Consider the following 19,636-nt stretch of genomic DNA (forward strand, 5'->3'; position numbering starts at 1 on the left):
TGAGCCTGCAAGAAAGTACCAATCAGCCTTTGGACTTGGATAATTCCTTATAACCAGTAAATTTCATGTAATTTGTTATATTTATGTTAATAAACGTTAGTTGGCGTTTCTAAATTGTGCAAGAAAGTCCTATTAGAAATGGTGACTAGGCTGAGCATAGAAAGGTTTAGCGATTGCGCTCTCGCAAATGATAATCAATATCAATTAAAATCAAACTAAATTCAGGAAATAACATAGACTTAAGTTAGATATCAACTTGAGACATGAAGAAGGTAAAAACATCATGATGGAACAAGTGACGCGTTGGTTAGAGAAAGATCCTGACCCACATACAAGAGAAGAGCTTCAACACCTAATCGATGAAAAAGCATTTGATGAGTTAGACGATCGCTTTAGCCAACGTCTGGAATTTGGTACTGCTGGCCTACGAGGCAAAGTCGGTTGTGGTCCAAACCGAATGAACCGTTTAGTGATTCAAGAAACCGCGACGGGCCTTGGTCACTATCTTGTTCAACAAGTCAAAGATGCAAAAACACGCGGTGTTGTGATTGGTTATGATGGTCGTACAGATTCTAAGCAGTTTGCTCACGATACGGCTTCTGTTCTTACTTCTCTTGGGATTAAGGTGTTCCTAACCCACGCAGTAGCGGCAACACCAATTGTTGCATTTGGGGTAAAACACTTTGATGCAGCAGCGGCTGTTGTGGTTACAGCCAGCCACAATCCACCAGAATACAATGGCTTTAAAGTGTACTGGGAAAATGGCGCGCAAATCATCCCGCCACATGATTCAGGCATTGCAGGTGAGATTGACATTGCAGCGACCAAGCCAATACCACTTATGGCACTAGATGATGCCGAGAAGCATGGTTTACTCGTTTGGTTGAAAGAGGATTACTACGAAACTTACCGCCAAACGATGAATAACAATCCACTCTTGGCTAACCATACTGCGCCTAACGATATCGCTATCGCATATACCGCTATGCATGGTGTAGGGGCAAACATGGCGCAAACCCTACTCAACGACGCGGGATTTAACCACTTTTACAGTGTTGCAGAGCAAAGTGAACCAGACGGCTCTTTCCCTACCGTCAACTTCCCGAACCCAGAAGAAGCTGGGGCGATGGATATGGTCATGGCATTAGCTAAACAACACAACGCCGACATTGCATGTGCCAATGACCCAGACGCAGACCGATTTGCTGTCGCTGTGCGCAAGCCAGATGGTGACTATCAGATGCTGACTGGCGACCAAGTGGGAACTTTAATTGGTCATTACCTCTTGTCACAAACGGAGGCGAGTAAGCAACTTGTCGGCAATACGATTGTTTCATCCACTTTGTTAAACAAGATAGCCGATGCGCACGGTGCCACTTACTTCCAAACACTGACTGGCTTTAAATGGCTAACCAATGTAGCGATGCAAAAGCAAAGCGACGATCAGCAGTTCCTATTTGCCTATGAAGAAGCACTAGGCTACACGGTTGGGAACAAAGTCTGGGATAAAGATGGTCTATCCGCTCTGGTTGCCTTTGCGCAATTGACCGCCGAGCTAAAAAGCCATGGAAAAACCATTTGGGATCAACTAGAAGCCATCTATCGTCAGCACGGTATGTATCTGAATTCGCAACGCAGTATTGCGTTGGACCCGAAAGCACCACCTGTAGGTGATAAGCTCAGAGCTAACCCTCCGACTATGATAGCGGGTAGTAAAGTGGAAGTGACAGAAGATCTTAAATCACTCACCAAACACTTTGCTGATGGTTCAACTCAATCCATCGACCTGCCAGCAAGTGACGTACTTATCTATCACCTATCATGTGGTGCGCGAGTGATCGTCCGTCCTTCAGGAACAGAACCGAAATTGAAGTGTTACTACGAAGTGATCGAGAAGTTTGAAGATTCTGATAGCTTTGAACAAGTACTTGATAAGGCGTCAGAGTCTATGGGAATGCTGATTTCAGAGCACCAACATAGTTTGCTTTAATACAATAAAGAGCTCTATAGATAAAACCCCATACCTATAAGGGTCTGTTGATCTTTTGAGGTTAAATTTTGTTCGAGATAAAAGCGTTTTAATCGCGGCGAGAGGTTTGTCGCCTAGTCATTCTAAGCAAAACACCTCTCAACAAAGATTAAAACGCTTTTAGCCGAACCCTTCGGGCAGCGTTTGTGGCTCCTTTCTGCTGCGTTATCGGCTTATTAGGTAGAGTAACTACATTTCAAAGCCTCTGCCTTGCATAAAGAACCCACAAACTGCTGCAAAAATCAGCTCGAAAGGTCAACAGACCCTAGCATGGGGCTTTTTTCTTGGTACAGAAGCTTACAGTTGCTCTTTAACCACTTCCTCAAGTTGCTGATAAGGCACATAACCCGGTATGACTTGCTCGCCCATGATCAGTGCTGGCGTACCTCTTAAGCCTAAACCAGTAAACATGGCATAGTTGTTTTCTAACTGCGCCTTCACCTCATCACTGACATTCAGATGTTCCGTCGTCCCAGTTTTTTGCGCAATCTTCATTAAAGATGCGGCATTATGTGTGCCCGGTTTTGACACTAGTAAATCATGTACTTGCTGATATTTATCACGATCTTTTTGCCAAACGTTAAGCGCGTAAGCGGCCGAGTTCACCGAAGAGCTGCCTTCTTTAAGCGGTACATAGAGGTTCACCACTTTGATTTGCGGGTAATCTTTCACGAGCTTATCTAACTCCACGTCCAATTTCTTACAGAATGGGCAGCTGTAGTCTGTCACGTTGATGATCGTGAACTCGCCGTTTTCAGCCCCCATAAATGAGTGGTTGGGATCGTTAAGGTAGTTTTGGCTACTCTCTAGTAGGTGAGTGAACTGCTGTTGCTGCTTGATATACATTCCTAGGCTTTCATGTAATCCATCGACAACCTGCGGGTTTGCCTCAAGCATCTCTACAATCTCAGCAATCTTTTGATCTTGAGGTGCTGCCAATGCTGGAGCAGTAAAAAGAACGCTAGTAGCCAGCGCTAACGTTAATTTATTGAACATAGTAAATTCCTATTTGTTTAACCAAAGACGTGCAAGTAAGCCTGGCGGAGTCGTGATGCCAGTCGTGATTGATTCGATTTTGCCGTCTCTGACAATGAATATGGTTGGTGTCACTGAGATGCCCCACTGCTTAAACAGCTGAGAGTTCTCGTCGTTGACGTTGGTAAATTGATAATCATGTTTTTGCTTGAATGCCTCAACACGCAAGTCTGTTCCAGAGGCACCTGAGACCGCGACCACAGGGTAGTATTGACTCACCCAATCAACAGTAGGACTGACAAACTTACATACCGGACACCAAGTTGCCCAAAAATAGATAACGACCGGGGTTTGGTAGCTCATCTCGATCACATCAACTGGGTTTCCCTTTTCATCCACTGTGACTAAGTCCGGCGCCATTTCCGTCGGTACATCTTGGGCACGATAGAGATCAATAGCAGTGGTGATCACTATCGCGAAGAGCAAAAACTTTGATATTTCTTTGAGCCAGTGGAGCGGTCTTATCTTCATTAACCCGCCTCCCCACTCGCTTGCTTAAGTGCCTGTGTGACCGCTTCATCGGTTAATATCACGGGCAGTGGGATGCCTTGAGGCGCATTAGGCCCATAGACAATATTAAACGGCACACCAAATCTGCCATTGGCTCGAAGATAATCCGTGACTAGGCCATCAGGGTGAGTCCAGTCACCTTGAATAGGTGTGACATTCGGATGCTGAAGCGCCGAGTAAACGGGATCTTGCAAGATCACGCCAATCTTGTTCGCTTTACAGGTCACACACCAGTCAGCTGTCACGTTAACAAACACGGTATTGCCATTAGCTACTGACTCAGTAATGGCTTCATTCGACAGCCTTACCCACGGCAAATCTTCAGGTAAAGGCGTTGACCAATGATCCGCCGTCATACTTCCAATCACTAGCCCGCCAGCAAGCAGCACTAAAGATGCGCCACCAGAGATGACAAACGCTTTATCGCCATAAACCTTTTTGATACGCATAAGCACGGCGACCAACGCGGTAGCTGCTAGAACAATGACCCAGAACACTGGAAGGTGGTTGGCGAGCAAGTAAAGCAGCCAAACGCTGGTGAGCAGCATCATCACACCAAATAGCAGCTTCACCTTATTCATCCAAGCACCCGGCTTAGGCAGGTAAGAGGCAAGTCCAGGGAACAATGCCACCACTATCCAAGGTAAAGCCATGCCTAGCGCAAGAGCAGTAAAGATAACTAGCATATCTATGGTGCTAGCTGCTAATGCAAAGGCTACAGCCGTCCCTAAGAAAGGCGCAGAGCATGGCGTGGCAAGTAGCGTGGCAAACATACCTTGCAGATAGTGCCCTGCATAAGAGTCATCCCCTTTTGAGGCAAGCCATGTATTGGTGTTCGACGATAGCCTAATTTCAAACAAACCAAGCATATTGGCACCAAACAGGGCCGTAACCGCCACCATAAAGCCAATAAACCAAGGGCTCTGGAACTGAATACCCCAGCCAATGGCACTACCGGAGAACTTCAAAATCAGTAGAAATGCCGCCAACAGCCAGAACGAAGTCAAAATGCCTGCTGAAGAAGCAAGAAACTGCAATCGCACTTTACGACGCTCTATACCTTGGGCGCTAATAACGCCGCTCAACTTCATCCCCAACACAGGGAGTACACATGGCATCACGTTGAGTATCAGTCCGCCCAGTAAAGCAAAACCAATCATCTCAACCAAAGAGAAGCTTGGTATTGGTGCAGACACAAGACCTTTTGTCACTTGCGCGGCTTGTTCAGCGATAAAATCCGTATCCTTAATGGTCACATCGACGGACTGTTCGCTTAGATTGATGTCACCAAGCCATGTCGATACATCAAACACTGCGACAAGTTTTTCGCCCTCAACTTTAAGATGGTTGAGCGCATAACTGTAATCACTGATCGCCTCTACTCGACTATCTACAATAAGTTCGGGTGCATCCCAGCCTAATGGTTTTATCAAAGTCACTTGAAGCTGATTAGTCGAACCATCCCAAACTGCACTTTGCTCTGAAATCAAAGGGGATGCTTTAGGCACCTGACTGATCGCTTGAGCATGTTGGTACATAGCCTGCTCTGAGACGACCAACTCACTCGGTATAAAGTCCAAGCTAAATGGATAATCGGTCAATACACAGATGGTGGTACATGAAGATAACGTCAGCTTAGCATCGAGACTCACTGGCTTGTTAAAGTCTTCGACATGCAGTGTCATTGGGATCAAGGTATCCCCTTTGTAACCAAGGGTGTTGATACCAAGTAAATTGAACTGCTGTGGGTAAGGCCAATGCCAGTCAACGGATTCCAGATTAGAAGAGCCCTGCCATGAAATACTTGGCGCGATGCCTCCTTCACCGGGCGAGCGCCAGTAGGTTTTCCAGTCACCTTCTAAGGCAACTTCTAGAAAACCTTCGACAGTTTTATCTGTAGGGCTTACTTGCCCTGTCACGACAAAGCGAGTTTTTGCAGGAGGATGATCCGGATTAACCATCCACCCCGTCTCAACCTGCGCAAATGCAAGGGTCGAGAAAAGCACACTGCTCAGCATAAGAAAAAAGCTCAGCAGACTAAAAGGTGCAAATCGAGTTTGTTTTATCATTGTTGTGTCCAATTGAAACCAATCTAATAAATAGATACTCAGATATCTATTCTGGTTGGTATATGCCCCTCAATGGGGGAATAACAAATACGAGCTATCGCTGGCTATAATTCAAGCCAGTAACGAATTTGTTTACTCTCGGAACACACAAAAAGTGAGATGAAGACGGGATTTGGGGACTATAGGTTCAGTAAACTGAGGAGAAGCCTGCCTAGTGGAAACAAGCCAAGCAACAATCACCAGCAGCGCAACAAAGAAAGAAACCACGACGTGATCAAGATTAACCTTGGCACTGCCTAAAAGCTTCTCCGTTAAATCACACTGCTTGCTAATGTCCGTCGATTGTTCGGTAACATGTGTGCTATTGGCAAGAGAAGCATACTTGTACTCACACACCGTTAGCATGCCTGAATTTTGCGTAAGACAAATAGCAAACACCCAGCCAATTAGGGCTAGAGTGATTTTTGCAGATTGTGTCGTAGCAAAGTTTTTAAACATACTGTGCGAGTTACTCACGATTTTAAGCCAGAGATTATGGCAGCCCCAAACGCCAACATTGTTAGTTTAATGTGAGAAGTCTCTTAGACAATTTTCTTTTGTAAGAAAATCTTATCAACGCCCGCGGTTGGGAACCCTGTATAACGTCCAACTTCTTTAAATCCTAATTTGGCATAAAAACCCGGAGCTTGGAAACTGTAGGTATCAAGATATAAGTCTGTAACACCTAATGCTCTTGCTTCAGACTCGATGCGTTCCATCAACAATGAACCAATGCCAGACTTTCTTTCACGCTCATCCACCCAAAGAAACTCGACAAACAGCGTATTGGTAAATATTTCACCCGTTAAACCACCAGCGAAATTACCCTCATCATCTTCTATGTAGCAAGCGAGACTCTGAATCTCCTCATCAGGGAAGTGCTGCATGTTGAATGCTTTCAAACCATTGTAGATAACATCTTTAATGTTCTTTGGCGGGTTAAGTACAAACTGAACATTCATAGGCGCTCCTTCCTTGTTTCCATATAGATCAAAAAAGGCCAGCAAACGCTGACCTTTTATACCAATCTGGATAAGTAGGTGGTCAGATAATTGCGCAGGAAAAATCGCTTAGAGCAAGGCATAGATTGCAGCTAGCTAGTTGACCTACCTACACCATTCTTTGCAAACATAGCTATAACGCAGCTATCAGCGATTTTAACTAGCAAGAATGCCCAGATACTTATTTAGGTTGGTATTAAATGCGGTTAGCTCGCAAATGAGCTTAACATCCAAATCGCTAACACGACAAATATCAGCCCCATAAACTTATGCTGATATGTTCTAAATTTAGCGTTTTCGAGTAACGGTTTACCTAACGTTCCCACTAACGCCACAAGCAATAGGTTGAACAAGAGACCTAATACATTCAGTAGCAAACCCAGTGCTAACATTTGTTCGCCAGAACTTGCGGTAATATTGCTCGAAACAAATTGAGGCAAAAACATCACAAAAAACACGAGGGCTTTAGGATTGAGTAAGTTGCTTACCAAAGCTCTTTGGTAAAAGGTGGTCGCGACCTTGTTTGAGCCATCCATTTGAGGCGCATCAGCGGCACTTGCACGAATACAGTCCCAGCCCATTTTTAGCAAGTAAGCCCCACCTAATAAGTGCAACGCTTTTAACGCAATCGGACTCATTGCTATCAGTGCAGAAACACCGAGTGCAGCAAGCAGAGTTAGGATAATCCCTGAAGTGGCGTTACCTAAGCTAGCAAAGATGCCCACTTTACGACCATAGCTCATACTTGAACTGGCGATAAGCAACATATCCGGACCAGGCAACAATAAAAGTGCAACAACAGCGGTCAAATAAACCGGCAGCACAGAAATATCAATCATGGTTATAATTTTAGAAAAGCAAAAACGGCGGCATTTTAGTCCAACAAAATCCATTTATCCACCACAAACAATAAATAGAGAACAAGAAAGGTAGATTAAATGACTTTTGTGATTGTTAATAAAATGAACATCAATTTGAGCAATTTTGTACAAAAATAACTAAGGCCTATAAGCTAGACTGTGAGATCCGTAAATAGACATTAGAGCGCAAGGAAAGCTTATGGCGAAAGGCGGTAAAGAATCAGCCAGATTTCATTTAGCCAGTGAGCTAGGTGGGCTTGAATTGTTAGATGCGAAATATACGCATCAGAACTTCTCTCGTCATAGTCACGAGGGCTATACCATAGGTGTGATTGAGAAAGGGGCACAACGCTTTTATCGCACGGGAGGTAATCACATTGCCCCGCAAGACAGCATCATTTTAGTCAATGCAGATGAGGTTCATAACGGCCAAACGGCGACTGAAGGGGGATGGGAGTACAAGGCCATGTATCCATTACCTGAGCAGTTTGCTCAGCTTACGGAAGGACTCTCATCTGGCTCATCCATTCCTTACTTTCCTGAGCCCGTCGTTTATGACCCAGAGCTTGCACAGCAATTACGCTTAGTGTTTGACACTTTGGCCCAATCAGACAATAAGCTGCTTAGGGAAACATTGATCTATGGCACCTTAGTCAAACTCGTTTCGCGTCATAGCAAGTCGAAACTCGATTGGGAGCCGAAGACACGCAGCCAGCGCCAGTTGTTGTTAGTTAAAGAATTTTTGGACGATTTCCCACAAGCAGATGTCAGCCTTGAGGATTTATCCAAGCTGGCGGGACTCAGCCCTTATTATCTTACGCGTAGTTTTCAAAAAGAGTTCGGCTTACCACCACACGCCTATCAGATCCAAGCCCGGCTCAGGGTAGCAAAACAGCTTCTCCGTCAAGGACTTAAGATTTCAGACGTTGCTCAGGAAACGGGGTTTCACGATCAAAGCCATTTCCATAGGCATTTCAAGCGTGCTTTAGGTGTCACGCCCAAACAGTTTATCGGCAAAGCATAGAGCGACAAACCCAGCAATTTTGTACAAGCCGATAGTACTTCCGTGTGAGTTAATACGAACATTATCCATCACACTAAAAACAATAATTATGAATACCATGACCTTCGAACAAGACAGACAACTCAGCCACTCTCAACTCTTTTGGCAAGGTACCCTTGCAATGGTACCACTCAGTATTGCCGTTATCCCTTGGGGGCTGCTTGCAGGCTCATTTGCCATAGAATCTGGATTGACCGTTGTAGAGAGCCAAGCTTTATCAGCCATCCTCTTTGCTGGATCTGCTCAGTTGGTCGCCACAGGGATGTTTAAAGCTGGCGCAACACTTGCGACCATGCTGCTCGCGATATTTTTTATCACCTCCAGGCATTTACTCTATAGCGTCTCAATGCGAGATAAAGTAAGCCCGCTTCCACTCAGGTGGAGGCTCGGACTCGGGTTTCTTTTAACAGATGAACTGTTTGCCATTTGCGGTCAACAATCTCAAAAGCAGTTTAATCGCTGGTACGCATTGGGAGCAGGACTGAGCTTTTATTTGTGTTGGAATCTCGCCACACTCGCAGGCATTGTTGCAGGGAGCTATATCCCAGCTTTAAATGAATTAGGATTAGAGTTTGCTGTCGCAGCGACGTTTATCGCCATTGTCGTTCCCAACGTGAAATCTTCTCCGGTACTTCTTGCGGTCGCCGTTTCATTGGTCACGTCAGTCATTTGTTACGCCCAAGGAATCGAGTCAGGGCTAATGATCGCCAGCGTTGCAGGCATGCTTGCGGGCTATTTTGCCGAATCGCTAAAAGGAGATAGCCAATGATAATGCTGTCTATTCTAGCGATGACTGTGTTGGTTTTTGCGAGTCGATATCTTTTCTTAGAACCGCGCTTGCCTTTAAGGCTCAACCCTCAGGCTCAGCGACTACTGAAATACTCTAGCCCTGCCGTGTTGACCGCAATTTGGGCACCAATTGTCTTTATGCCAGAAAAACAGCTTTGGCTCTCGGCAGGTAACCCTTATTTGATTGGCGCAGTCATTGCGGCGTTTCTAGCTTGGAAAACCAAGAATGTTCTCTTAACAACCTTGGTCAGCATGGTGGTGTTTCTGTGCCTAAAACTGCTCTAGCCAAACAAGGCTGCGAGTAGGAGCAAAACAACCGCCATTATCGCCACGCACTTAAGAAGTAGACCGACATTGTTGCTTCCACCTTTAGGCGCTTGATTACAACAACCCATAATAAAAACCTCCAATTGAACTCTCAATTGGAGGTTAATCCTTGACCTAGGGGCAGAGTACAGCGTTAATTATTGAGCAACCCACTCAATCTCTATCAGCGTTTTGTCACCGGACTTTAATCGAGCTAAGAACACATCGTCGGCATGCACTTCACCTACACCTTTTGGGGTACCGGTCATAATGATGTCACCATCGCACAAGGTGGTGTAACTCTTGAGCTCTTCAACAATCACTGCTGGCGAATAAATCATTTGTTTCACCGAGCCTTTTTGAACACGGACGCAATTGATAAACAGTTCAATTTCTAATGACTCTATCTCTAACCCCACTAACGGGACAAAACGACTAAACACCGCTGAGCCATCAAAAGCTTTTGCGCGCTCCCAAGGTAAGCCCTTTTCTTTTAAACGAGATTGTAGAGCGCGCTTGGTTAAATCGAGTCCAACACCCACCGCAGACAATTTGCCTTGCTTAACGATAAAGCAGATTTCGCCTTCATAGTGGAGCCTCTCTTGATGAAAGGAGCTCAGGTTAGAGGCAATCGAGGATGGCGGTTTGGAGAACACCACCATTTGCTCAGGAACGGAATTGTTCAGCTCTTGGATATGTTCTAAATAGTTACGACCAACACATAGAATCTTGCTTGGCTCAACCAAAGCCTCTCCAAGTTTTACTGAACTCATGCCACCATCCCTGACGTAATTTAAGAAGTGAGTATTCTAAGCTAAGTGGCTAATAAAAAAACGATTTGGTTGCAAAATTAAGAACTCATACCCAATTTATTGGAGTATCACTCATCAGAATAGAAAAACGCCTATCCAATCCCGAATAGGCGTCAACACGATAGATGTGTTAAGGCAGTAGATTCTTAGTTATAGGAAGTAACGTGCACCAAATGTCCAGAAGTCTTCCTCTTTCTTTTTAATATCATTCCCTAAATCAAACTGGTATCCAGCGAATCCAACTAGATTAGGAGTGAAACTATATTCGGCTTGAAGCGCAGACTGGCTGTATTGAGTTTTCTTCGCCTTATCGTCAATTTCTGCTTCATAGTTAACGCTGAGATTTAGGCCGTTACCCAATGCATAAGCCATCAAAATCTCATATTCATCACTTTCTGCAAAGCCGTTCATGTTTTCATTCATGGCGTATACGACCGCAGAATACAAGCCATCACCGTATGAACCTGAACTAAAGGCAAATGCATGTGAATTAGCGTCAACTTTGTCTACATCACCGCCGTTGTATACATAGCCTAATTTGAAGCCGTACATACTTAGCGCTAAAGCGACTTGCCCGCGAGCATCATACTCTTGAGTTGCACGTGTAACAGTAACGGCGCCATCACCAGTAGAGCTCGTCTCAGTGGAGTCTGAGTGTTTACCCTGCCACCCGAGCCCAATACTCAAATTGGCCATATCAGCTAAATCGAAAGCATTACGATAACTCACCATACCCTCGGCACGCCCTGTACCTAGGTTGTAATGATCGTCGTATAGGAAGTCGTTGGCAAAAGCGATAGGTTGGTCAGCGACTCCGGCCACATCATAATATGGAGACCACTGCGTACCGACGACGGCTCGTCCGAACTGTTCGTGTGTGACACCAAGATAGCCTAGTCGAGTTTTAAAGGAAGTATCTCCTCCATCAAGGTAATTGAGTTGCCATTCACCTTTAGCATCAACCGTGACATCACCGACTTCTTGAGTGCCCGAAACATTGAGTCGTGGAGAAACAGAATGAACTTCTACTTCGTCACTAGATTTATACTCACCAATCCCTACATCAACATAACCACCGATTGAGAGAGTAGAGCCTTCACTGCTGTATATTTCTGCTGCGAAAGCGTTAGTACCACATGCTGCTGCCGCGATAGAGACGGCTAATAATTTAATGTTCATAACGTATGTCCGTATTGGGTTAAACCATGTCCGAATTAGTGCTCAAAGACTAAAAACTGCGCGAACACCTAAAACGTAGTAGGTAAAACTCAAAAATGAAGTGCAACTAAGCACTTATGAACAAATAAAACTTGTCACAACGTAACACTGAAAACTATCAATTAATCATAAGTATTTGTAATATCTATTATTTATCCATACATCTAAGGCATGAATCATTTGCACGATCAAGTTCACACTTTTGTAAATTTAAACGGAACTTTTCCCAAAAAGAAAAAATCCCCCGATAATTGGTTATCCAACTATTGGGGGAAATTCAATGTTTGCTAGGCAATACAGCTAAGTTACGAGTGCAATTAGAAGTCGTATTTAACGTTCAACTCTACACTTTGCTCCGCGCCAAACCAGCAGTTCGTTTTATCGAAACAGGTGTAGTACTCCTTATCAAACAAGTTATTCACAACTAGGTTTGCGTGTGCGCCAGAAAGAGCCTCACTCATGTTGCCAAGTTCATAGCCCACTGACAGATCAACCACGGTGTAAGATGGCACTTTGCCCTGTGTGTTTGATGCATCCATCTGCATTTCACCCATGTAGCGAGCACCACCACCAAGTCTCATTCCCGACAATACGCCTGAATAGACGTAGTAGTTAGTCCACAGAGTCGCACTATGATCAGGAACATAAATTGGCGTTGTTCCGACTGAGTTCTGGTCAAGTGCCTCTGTCACTTTCATATCTATGTAAGTGTATGACGCCTGAACATCCCAGTTTTCCGTTAAGTCTGCACGTCCTTCTAGCTCTAAACCTTGCGAACGCACTTTTCCAACTTGGATTTTATCTCTATATGTTGGATCAGCTGGATCGGCAACGATGCTGTCATTCTTCGTAATAGTGAAGTAAGAAGCGGTGAGGCTTTTCGACATATCTGGTGACATGTACTTAATACCCACTTCAAACTGTTCTCCCGTTTGCGGTTTAAACGAATTGCCTTTGGAATCTGTGCCTGCGGCAGGCTCAAAGCTGGTCGCAAAGCTTGCAAACGGTGATACACCGTTAGCTAACTCATACAGGGCACCAACTCGGTAAGAGAACTGATTGTGGTCAGATTTTTCGGTCCCATCACCTAGAGGATTAGAACTCACTTTTTTATCACTAGACTTAAACAAGTCATAACGACCTCCAGCAAGCAGTACTAAGTTGTCATAGCGCATTTGATCTTGGAAATAGAAACCTGTCTGAGAGTATGAAATATCATGGTTTTCTTTGTAGACCTCTTTAATCTGGCTGCGATCTAAGAGATTGTTATTTGGTTTATAGGCATTGAAGCCATAAAAACCTGCGTTTGCAGAGTACTCTTTATACAAAGAGTCACCAGTCAGATCTTGATAATCAATTCCGAGCAGTAAGTTATGTTCCCAGTCACCAGTAACAACTAAACCAGAAAGTTGGTTGTCAATCACATAGCTTTTCGAACTTTCATTTGTAGAGTAGATACTTCTTGTTAACTGACCAGTTGATGCATTAAATCCTGTGCCTCGATGATAAGTATTCTCTTGGTAGAGAGACGCATCCATATAACGTGCATTCTGTAAGAACGACCAACCATTACTAAACTCATGGTTAATTTTGTAGCCAAGCATAAACACGTCACGCTCAAACTTGCTCCAGTTCTCATCGCCCATTGACACTGACGGAGATTGCGCTTTCAGCACTTCCAATGGCATAGATGAGTTAATACCCATGGCAGGATCTTTCTGGTAGTACATGTTGAAATTAATCAATGTACGGTCAGTGACTTGCCAATCTAGTGATGGCGCAAAGACATAACGCTCCTCTTCGGCGCCATTAACTTGGCTATCTTGCTTACGCGCTAAAGCAACCAATCGGTATGAAAAATCGCTATCAGCAATCTGACCTGCTGAGTCGATAGAAGCTTCGACTAGATTACGCGATCCTGTTGCAAGGCCTACTGAAGTGCGATCTTCCACTTGTGGATTTTTGGCAATGATGTTCACCATCCCACCTGGTGGCATTGAACCGTAAAGAACAGATGTCGGCCCTTTAAACACTTCGATTTGCTGAATAGCAATTGGATCAATTTGAGGCTGTAGGTTCCAACCAGGTAAGTAAGGTAATACCAGACCATCGTAGTAACTTACGTTGTTTGTATTGAAACCTCGGATAGAGAAGTTGTCATACATGGTGACTGCCGCACCTTTTTGTTCAGTGACCACACCCGGTGCGTAACGCAATGCTTGAGAAACAGATTTAACACCACGTTGTTCGAGCAACTCCCCTTCAATGACCGTTATACCTTGCGGGGTTTCCTCAGGCTCCAAGGCCGTTTTCGTTGCGGTATTACGATAGGCTTTGCCCATTACCGTAATGGTTTCGAGTTGGGTTGTGTCTTGTTTTGTCTCGTCCGCTGCTAAAACTGGATGTGAAAAGGCGGTCAGCAGCGCCAATGAAAGGGTTGAGCGCTTAAAATAGGTTGGAGTTGTCATGATTCCCTCAAATACCAATGCTTTTTCTAATTAAGAATAAATATCATTTGCATTGTACGAATCTAATAAGAAGAAAGTTAACAATTTGGTGCATCTTTATCAGATTTACTCATTTAACTATCAACAGTAAGCAGACTGGCCTAGAGAGAATCAGCAATAGGTACCCAATACTCCATTTCTGCCTCGTCAGATAAATGGTCATATTGCGCAGGGTAACATTCCAGCTCAAAACCATCGACGCCCCTGTAACCAGAGTTAGGCAGCCAATGAATAACAAACCACTCTAGGGTTTTAGGTAGGTTAGCCACAGGCCCCTTATGTTTGATAACGGCATAGGTTTGGCTAGGGACAGAGAGGGTATCAAGTTGGTCTGATATCAATGAAGGTAACTGAGGATAAAGTGGCATTTCACCCAATTCAACACCGGCCCAATAGTGGATATTACTGCCATCAAAGTGGCTGTGGGTTACATCAATCACACCCATAGCAGGTAAACGCTCTGAGGTACTGCTAGCGACTGTCTCTTCAAGCTTGCGCCAAAGCTGCGGGACTTTCTGTTGAAAGTCAGGGGTAATCGAAAACAAGCCATGAATCTCACCATGAATACCTTTGAGTAAAAAGCTACTCTTCGACTCAACTCTTACCTCAACAAAGCTCGCAACTAGCGCACAGTTTCTCTCGGCTGGGTTTTCTATCGGCTTACGTAGTCCTGTTCTGAGTCCTAACTTACGGTAGGCTCTCGGGCTCATGCCGAATTTCTGTTTAAACGAGCGACTAAAACTGATCTCTGAACTAAAACCAAGTGATAAACCAATATCAATCACACGCTCTGAGGTATCCAGAAGCTGCTCTGCAGCGCTACTCAACTTTAACTCTCGCACATAACTAGCAACAGAAAGTCCTGTTTCAGCTTGAAAAACGCGTTGCAGTTGCCAACGAGACCAACAGCTTTGTTGGGCGAGTTCATCCAAACCTAGCGGCAAGTGTAAGTGAGAATGGATGTAAGACAGCAGTTTACTGACTCGATTAAACCCATTTGAAAATCGCTCGATACTGTTATCCATTGGATTCCCACTCTTTGCCTTTAGATGAATCACGGATAGTATCAGAAATGTTAATGAGAATTAATATCTGCGGAGTATCATAACCCTATACAACAACGCCTCGGCAATGATGGCCGAGGCGCTTGTGTTGGCGTTAATCGTTACTTATTCGGCATTGGCAAAATTTCAAACATACCATCAAAGTCATCCAAGCTGCTGGTTAGCTTTTCAACTAAGGAAGTATCCCCTGTGAGTATCGCTTTTCCAGATTGAGTAAGCTCTTGTAGAGTTACCTTTCCAAGCACCATATCCGTCATATCTGCTTTGCTGATGTCTAGCATTACGTCAGTTTCTGGCAAGGTTTCAACTTGGATATTGGCCATGTTCGAGTTTGACACTTCGCCAAAATAGTATTCATTCAAATCAGGATGATGAATACCAAAGTTGAAGTCCAACTCAGCTTGTTCAGCTTTCTCTGCATTAAGTCTTACCGCAAGGAAATCTAGGAACATACCTGTTGGTGTATTGGCAATTACGTCCGGAGAAGCCAGTTTGATAGACGGTTTAATTTCTCCTGTTCTCAGCTCTACCGCTCCTTGCAAGTACGAGTTGCGCCACGCCATGGTTTCTGACTGGTAGCCTTGCTGTTCAAAACTGTCTGCCAGAGCAAAACGATACTCGATATTGGTTGGTTCACACTGGACTAAATCATTAAATAACTGAGAGGCTTGCTGATATTGTCCATGTTCGAAATGTTTCTGCCCTGCGCTAAACAGTACATCCGCCCCCGCTGCTTCGACATAAACACAAGATTTTTCTGTCGTTTGGAGTGGATTGGTATTTACTGGGTTCATATCGTGATAGCCAAGGTAAAGGTTGACCACTGCACGAGCATTGTGACTGTATGAACCGTGATAGCCGTTGGTATGCCAAGTATCAATTTGCGACTGCGGAACAATCTTTTCGATTTCACGACCGACATCGTTAATAGTCACACCATGGTTTGCTAAGCGCATGGCTTGGTTATGGATGAAACCGTAGTTGTCACGCTGTAGCGTCATGTATTCTGAGATTTCGTTGTTCTCAGTCTCTGGATCATTCCACACAGGTGCAGAGTGAGCGGCATGAATATTATCGACCAAGCCACTATCGACATAACGCAGCTTGAGTTCAGTGAGGTATTTTGTCCAAACTAGCGCATCACGCACTTTAGCTCCGCGGAAGGTATAGATATTGTGCATCCCATCGTAAGTAAGTTCTGCAGTATTTAGTGAACGATACTCCGGAACATAAAGCACTATTTCGGCTGGCGCTTCCGCACCCGGCATGTTTATCGCGTGGAAGTCTAGACCATCAATAGTGATGACCTTTTCTCGCTCTTCTATTTCTACTGTCGGTGCAACCAGAGTAACTTCGCCACGTGAAGTGCCTAAGCCCAACGCGTTGTCTACAATGCCTTGGGTATTGTTGTCCAAGGTTGTGCCATATTGATAGTTAGCGCGACGGCTCATGGCAGTACCCGCTATCACATTTTCATCAGCTAGCTCTTTGATGAAATCGTTAGGCGCATAGATTGGCGCATCTTTAACAAAATCGCCCGACTCTATAATGCCGCGTGAACCGCCAAAATGGTCCGCGTGCATGTGTGAGTAAATCATACCGGTAATCTTATGCTCTCCATTTATTTTCGGCAGATGCATTTTGGCAAATTCCCAAGAGGCCGCAGCAGCTTGCTTGGATAACAGCGGATCATGAATCACATAGCCATTGTCAGTGCGATAAATTGTCATGTTCGAGAGATCGGCTCCTCGAATTTGGTACACGCCATCAGTCACTTGATACAAGCCTCCCGCGGCGTAATTGAGCATACCTTGACGCCAAATCGACGGGTTCACCGAAGCAGGTAACTGATCAACACTCATATCAGACATATATTCAAAACGATTCTTTAATTCACCCGCTTCGTGAGTGCCAAATTCTGCCATCAGGCCCTTTTGAGTACGTTCAAATGCGGTCACGTCTTGCCAAGGTAACTGCTTTGCTAATGCTTCATTGGCTTGCTTTGTGTGCTCTGAAGCAGGCTTTCCTTGATAGGTATCTAAGCTGGCGTAATCCGCGGCCGCTGAAAATGAAACGATAAGCGCTAGTGAAATAGCAGATGGTGCAAAACGGGTAGTCATAGTGAGCCTCGTTAGGTCTTATTGTGGGTACGTGGCTACTTTATTCGGTTGACACATCACAATATATACATCAATGTTTATTTAAAACATCACAAGTCACGATGTATTAGGGCACCTTAGATGCAAGAAAGCAGTATCGATCTGAATTTGTTGAAAGTGTTTATCTCTGTCTACGAGCATCGCTCAATTACCATCGCAGCAGAGGTGATGGGCTTGACTCAACCCGGTGTGAGCGGCGTGCTTAAGCGTTTGCAGCAACAACTAGGCGTTCAGCTTTTTATACGTTCAGGTCGAGGTATCGCACCAACCCATCAAGCCCATGAACTCGCCCGCCAAATAGAGCCTGCACTGAATCAGATTACTAACGCAATAGAAGGGATGGAGTCATTCAGCACAGCTAATTCACGTCGCTTTGTCGTTTATACATCCGAGCCAATGATGTTAATGCTGCTGCCAAAAATCGAAGCAGACCCAACACTGGGTAAGGTGCAAATTGAACTTCACCCAACGCAGTCGAATGAAGAGAAACTACTCCACAACCTAAGCCAGCAAAAGGCAGATTTGGCCATTGATTTTGCCAACTATTCCGCGCCCTCCTTTTTTTCCGAATATTTTTATACCGATGAACTGTGTGTGATTGCCCGCAAGGATCATCCTCGAATAAAAGGGGGACTGAGTTTAGAGCAGTTTTATAGCGAAAAGCATGTGACGCTAAAGCTGAGGAGGGAAGATGCCTATCTCGCCGATTATTTTACTGAAGAAGTAATCGCAGAGCGAAATGTCGCCGCAGAGTGTGACTCACTCGTGTCACAGATGACCATGATTTCCAACAGCAACTGCCTAGCCGCCATGGTAAGAAGCATTGCGGATCAATTTGCCGACAAATTAGATTTGCAGGTACTTGATGCTCCGTTTACCAATCTTCCGGTTAAATATCGAATGATGACGCATAATAGGATGAAGTTTAGCCCCGCCAATCAATGGTTAAGAGAGAAACTTAAGTCTTACTTTGAAAGCTGAAAATAGAAAGCCCCGATATCAATATCGGGGCTTTTTTATTCTGTCTTTATAACTGTATAGCGACAGATTAGTGCGCTAACTTTTCAATCACACGCATTAATAGCTTGATACGTGGCTCGATGGACTCTAGTAACAAGTACTCTTGGTCACTGTGGAAGCCCGCACCAATTGGGCCAAGGCCATCTAAAGTTGGGACGCCCAGAATAGCCGTATTGTTTGCATCAGAACCACCACCGACTTCTTTCCAGTTAATATCAACCGAAAGCTCTTGCGCGGATTGTTCAACCAAAGCCATCAAAGATTCAGTTTCAGCGCTCGGCACCATAGAAGGCTTGTAGGCTTCACGCTCAAGCTCAATCTTCACACCTTCAACAAATGGCGTAGTCGCCATTCCGTTGAGCTTTGTATCGACCTCATCGTATTCCGCATTGTTCCAGAAACGGATATCAACGATCGCCTCTGCTTGCTCAGGTACAATGTTGGCGCCAGCGCCACCTGAAACAATCCCAACATTGAGTGTCGTGCCAGATTCAAAGTTAGTCATACCATTAATGGCTAAGATCCAGTTTGCCATTTCAGTAATAGCGCTACGACCCTTCTCAGGCTCATTCCCAGCGTGCGCGGCAACGCCATTAAAGCTCAGCTTGTAACGTGCCATCCCCTTACGAGCTTTGACTAAACCACCATCAGCGCGAGCCGCTTCAGCAACCAGAACGTTTTTAGCTTGCTTAGCGACGGATTGAATCCACTCGACAGAATCTAATGATCCAGTCTCTTCGTCTGGGTTCATACAAATACAGATAGAAAGCTTGTCTAGCACCGCTTGATCAAGGTTACGCATTGCATAAACAATATTGAGTAAGCCAGACTTCATATCTGACACACCCGGACCATAGGCCTTATCTTGGTCAAGGGACATCGGCCTTAGTGCCGCAGTCCCTACCGGGAACACTGTATCCATATGGCCCACTAGCATCACATCAATCTGCTCAGCTTGAGGCTTATTGCGAATCTCTAGGCCAACGCCCGCTTTAGCGCAATCAATTCGCTCTACACTCCAGCCCGATAGCGCTTGGAACTTAGCTTCAAACTGAGAAGCGATAAACTCAATACCATCTAGCGTGTAAGTGCCGCAGTCCACGTCGATTAATGGGCGCAGTTCTTCTAAATACTCATTTAAAGAGAAATTCATCG

General features: G+C 44.8%; 17 protein-coding genes. 5 read left to right on the forward strand and 12 right to left on the reverse strand.

Features of this window, described 5'->3' with window-relative positions:
• Positions 1-283: 283 nt before the first annotated feature.
• A complete protein-coding gene (locus IX91_RS21875; RefSeq protein ID WP_004745738.1) occupies positions 284-1,990 on the forward strand; it encodes a phospho-sugar mutase in 1,707 nt (568 codons plus the stop codon).
• A 336-nt stretch (positions 1,991-2,326) separates the two neighbouring features.
• Here IX91_RS21875 and IX91_RS21880 read toward each other — a convergent pair whose 3' ends face one another.
• The 6 genes from IX91_RS21880 to IX91_RS21905 all read right to left on the reverse strand — a co-directional run bounded on the left by IX91_RS21880 (position 2,327) and on the right by IX91_RS21905 (position 7,522).
• Positions 2,327-3,025 carry a DsbA family protein gene (locus tag IX91_RS21880; protein WP_004745737.1) on the reverse strand — a complete coding sequence of 233 codons (699 nt, stop codon included), beginning with the start codon at positions 3,023-3,025 and terminating at the stop codon, positions 2,327-2,329.
• Positions 3,026-3,034: 9 nt separating this feature from the next.
• Positions 3,035-3,535, reverse strand: a complete 501-nt coding sequence (locus IX91_RS21885) for a protein disulfide oxidoreductase (protein ID WP_004745736.1) — start codon at positions 3,533-3,535, stop codon at positions 3,035-3,037.
• On the reverse strand, positions 3,535-5,643 hold the full coding sequence (locus tag IX91_RS21890) for a protein-disulfide reductase DsbD family protein (protein ID WP_004745735.1): 2,109 nt from the start codon (positions 5,641-5,643) through the stop codon (positions 3,535-3,537). Before IX91_RS21890 ends, IX91_RS21885 begins: the two co-directional genes overlap by 1 nt.
• Before the next feature lie 132 nt (positions 5,644-5,775).
• Positions 5,776-6,141, reverse strand: coding sequence for a hypothetical protein (locus IX91_RS21895; RefSeq protein WP_004745733.1), 366 nt, complete (start codon positions 6,139-6,141; stop codon positions 5,776-5,778).
• An 83-nt stretch (positions 6,142-6,224) separates the two neighbouring features.
• Positions 6,225-6,644, reverse strand: a complete 420-nt coding sequence (locus IX91_RS21900) for a GNAT family N-acetyltransferase (protein WP_004745732.1) — start codon at positions 6,642-6,644, stop codon at positions 6,225-6,227.
• Positions 6,645-6,889: 245 nt separating this feature from the next.
• Positions 6,890-7,522 (reverse strand): LysE family translocator, encoded by a 633-nt coding sequence (locus tag IX91_RS21905; RefSeq protein ID WP_004749145.1) that lies wholly within the window; start codon positions 7,520-7,522, stop codon positions 6,890-6,892.
• Between the two features lie 220 nt (positions 7,523-7,742).
• Between IX91_RS21905 and IX91_RS21910 the strand changes: the two genes are divergently transcribed.
• From IX91_RS21910 to IX91_RS21920, 3 genes are all read left to right on the forward strand, one after another.
• On the forward strand, positions 7,743-8,567 hold the full coding sequence (locus IX91_RS21910) for an AraC family transcriptional regulator (protein ID WP_004745730.1): 825 nt from the start codon (positions 7,743-7,745) through the stop codon (positions 8,565-8,567).
• 88 nt (positions 8,568-8,655) lie between these two features.
• Entirely contained in the window at positions 8,656-9,375 is a 720-nt protein-coding gene (locus tag IX91_RS21915) for an AzlC family ABC transporter permease (RefSeq protein WP_004745729.1), read from the forward strand.
• On the forward strand, positions 9,372-9,680 hold the full coding sequence (locus IX91_RS21920; RefSeq protein WP_004745728.1) for an AzlD domain-containing protein: 309 nt from the start codon (positions 9,372-9,374) through the stop codon (positions 9,678-9,680). The genes IX91_RS21915 and IX91_RS21920 overlap by 4 nt, the downstream gene beginning before the upstream one ends.
• A 179-nt stretch (positions 9,681-9,859) precedes the next feature.
• On the opposite strand, the gene IX91_RS21925 is transcribed toward IX91_RS21920, so the two are convergent.
• The 5 genes from IX91_RS21925 to IX91_RS21945 all read right to left on the reverse strand — a co-directional run bounded on the left by IX91_RS21925 (position 9,860) and on the right by IX91_RS21945 (position 17,422).
• Entirely contained in the window at positions 9,860-10,474 is a 615-nt protein-coding gene (locus tag IX91_RS21925; protein ID WP_004745726.1) for a fumarylacetoacetate hydrolase family protein, read from the reverse strand.
• 189 nt (positions 10,475-10,663) lie between these two features.
• Positions 10,664-11,692: a porin gene (locus IX91_RS21930; protein WP_004745725.1), complete on the reverse strand. Its 1,029-nt coding sequence runs from the start codon at positions 11,690-11,692 to the stop codon at positions 10,664-10,666.
• A gap of 356 nt (positions 11,693-12,048) precedes the next feature.
• The gene (locus IX91_RS21935; RefSeq protein WP_004745724.1) at positions 12,049-14,199 is read right to left on the reverse strand and encodes a TonB-dependent siderophore receptor; all 2,151 of its coding nucleotides are present in this window, start codon (positions 14,197-14,199) and stop codon (positions 12,049-12,051) included.
• A 140-nt stretch (positions 14,200-14,339) separates the two neighbouring features.
• Entirely contained in the window at positions 14,340-15,263 is a 924-nt protein-coding gene (locus IX91_RS21940) for an AraC family transcriptional regulator (protein ID WP_004745723.1), read from the reverse strand.
• A 140-nt stretch (positions 15,264-15,403) separates the two neighbouring features.
• The gene (locus tag IX91_RS21945) at positions 15,404-17,422 is read right to left on the reverse strand and encodes an alkyl/aryl-sulfatase (RefSeq protein ID WP_004745722.1); all 2,019 of its coding nucleotides are present in this window, start codon (positions 17,420-17,422) and stop codon (positions 15,404-15,406) included.
• A 120-nt stretch (positions 17,423-17,542) separates the two neighbouring features.
• Here IX91_RS21945 and IX91_RS21950 point away from each other — a divergent pair, with 120 nt between their 5' ends.
• Positions 17,543-18,442 carry a LysR family transcriptional regulator gene (locus IX91_RS21950; RefSeq protein WP_004745721.1) on the forward strand — a complete coding sequence of 300 codons (900 nt, stop codon included), beginning with the start codon at positions 17,543-17,545 and terminating at the stop codon, positions 18,440-18,442.
• Positions 18,443-18,509: 67 nt separating this feature from the next.
• On the opposite strand, the gene IX91_RS21955 is transcribed toward IX91_RS21950, so the two are convergent.
• Positions 18,510-19,634 (reverse strand): M20 family metallopeptidase, encoded by a 1,125-nt coding sequence (locus IX91_RS21955; protein ID WP_004745720.1) that lies wholly within the window; start codon positions 19,632-19,634, stop codon positions 18,510-18,512.
• Between the last annotated feature and the right edge of the window lie 2 nt (positions 19,635-19,636).

The sequence above is a fragment of the Vibrio tubiashii ATCC 19109 genome (assembly GCF_000772105.1).
GTDB lineage: Bacteria > Pseudomonadota > Gammaproteobacteria > Enterobacterales > Vibrionaceae > Vibrio > Vibrio tubiashii.

Bases quoted from the DNA above. Each gene is read 5' to 3' on its own strand.
- IX91_RS21900 (WP_004745732.1), bottom strand. From the start codon at position 6,644: ATGAATGTTCAGTTTGTACTTAACCCGCCAAAGAACATTAAAGATGTT.
- IX91_RS21935 (WP_004745724.1), bottom strand. From the start codon at position 14,199: ATGACAACTCCAACCTATTTTAAGCGCTCAACCCTTTCATTGGCGCTG.
- IX91_RS21915 (WP_004745729.1), top strand. From the start codon at position 8,656: ATGAATACCATGACCTTCGAACAAGACAGACAACTCAGCCACTCTCAA.
- IX91_RS21925 (WP_004745726.1), bottom strand. From the start codon at position 10,474: ATGAGTTCAGTAAAACTTGGAGAGGCTTTGGTTGAGCCAAGCAAGATT.
- IX91_RS21910 (WP_004745730.1), top strand. From the start codon at position 7,743: ATGGCGAAAGGCGGTAAAGAATCAGCCAGATTTCATTTAGCCAGTGAG.
- IX91_RS21920 (WP_004745728.1), top strand. From the start codon at position 9,372: ATGATAATGCTGTCTATTCTAGCGATGACTGTGTTGGTTTTTGCGAGT.
- IX91_RS21885 (WP_004745736.1), bottom strand. From the start codon at position 3,535: ATGAAGATAAGACCGCTCCACTGGCTCAAAGAAATATCAAAGTTTTTG.
- IX91_RS21875 (WP_004745738.1), top strand. From the start codon at position 284: ATGATGGAACAAGTGACGCGTTGGTTAGAGAAAGATCCTGACCCACAT.
- IX91_RS21955 (WP_004745720.1), bottom strand. From the start codon at position 19,634: ATGAATTTCTCTTTAAATGAGTATTTAGAAGAACTGCGCCCATTAATC.
- IX91_RS21950 (WP_004745721.1), top strand. From the start codon at position 17,543: ATGCAAGAAAGCAGTATCGATCTGAATTTGTTGAAAGTGTTTATCTCT.
- IX91_RS21940 (WP_004745723.1), bottom strand. From the start codon at position 15,263: ATGGATAACAGTATCGAGCGATTTTCAAATGGGTTTAATCGAGTCAGT.
- IX91_RS21930 (WP_004745725.1), bottom strand. From the start codon at position 11,692: ATGAACATTAAATTATTAGCCGTCTCTATCGCGGCAGCAGCATGTGGT.
- IX91_RS21945 (WP_004745722.1), bottom strand. From the start codon at position 17,422: ATGACTACCCGTTTTGCACCATCTGCTATTTCACTAGCGCTTATCGTT.
- IX91_RS21895 (WP_004745733.1), bottom strand. From the start codon at position 6,141: ATGTTTAAAAACTTTGCTACGACACAATCTGCAAAAATCACTCTAGCC.
- IX91_RS21890 (WP_004745735.1), bottom strand. From the start codon at position 5,643: ATGATAAAACAAACTCGATTTGCACCTTTTAGTCTGCTGAGCTTTTTT.
- IX91_RS21880 (WP_004745737.1), bottom strand. From the start codon at position 3,025: ATGTTCAATAAATTAACGTTAGCGCTGGCTACTAGCGTTCTTTTTACT.
- IX91_RS21905 (WP_004749145.1), bottom strand. From the start codon at position 7,522: ATGATTGATATTTCTGTGCTGCCGGTTTATTTGACCGCTGTTGTTGCA.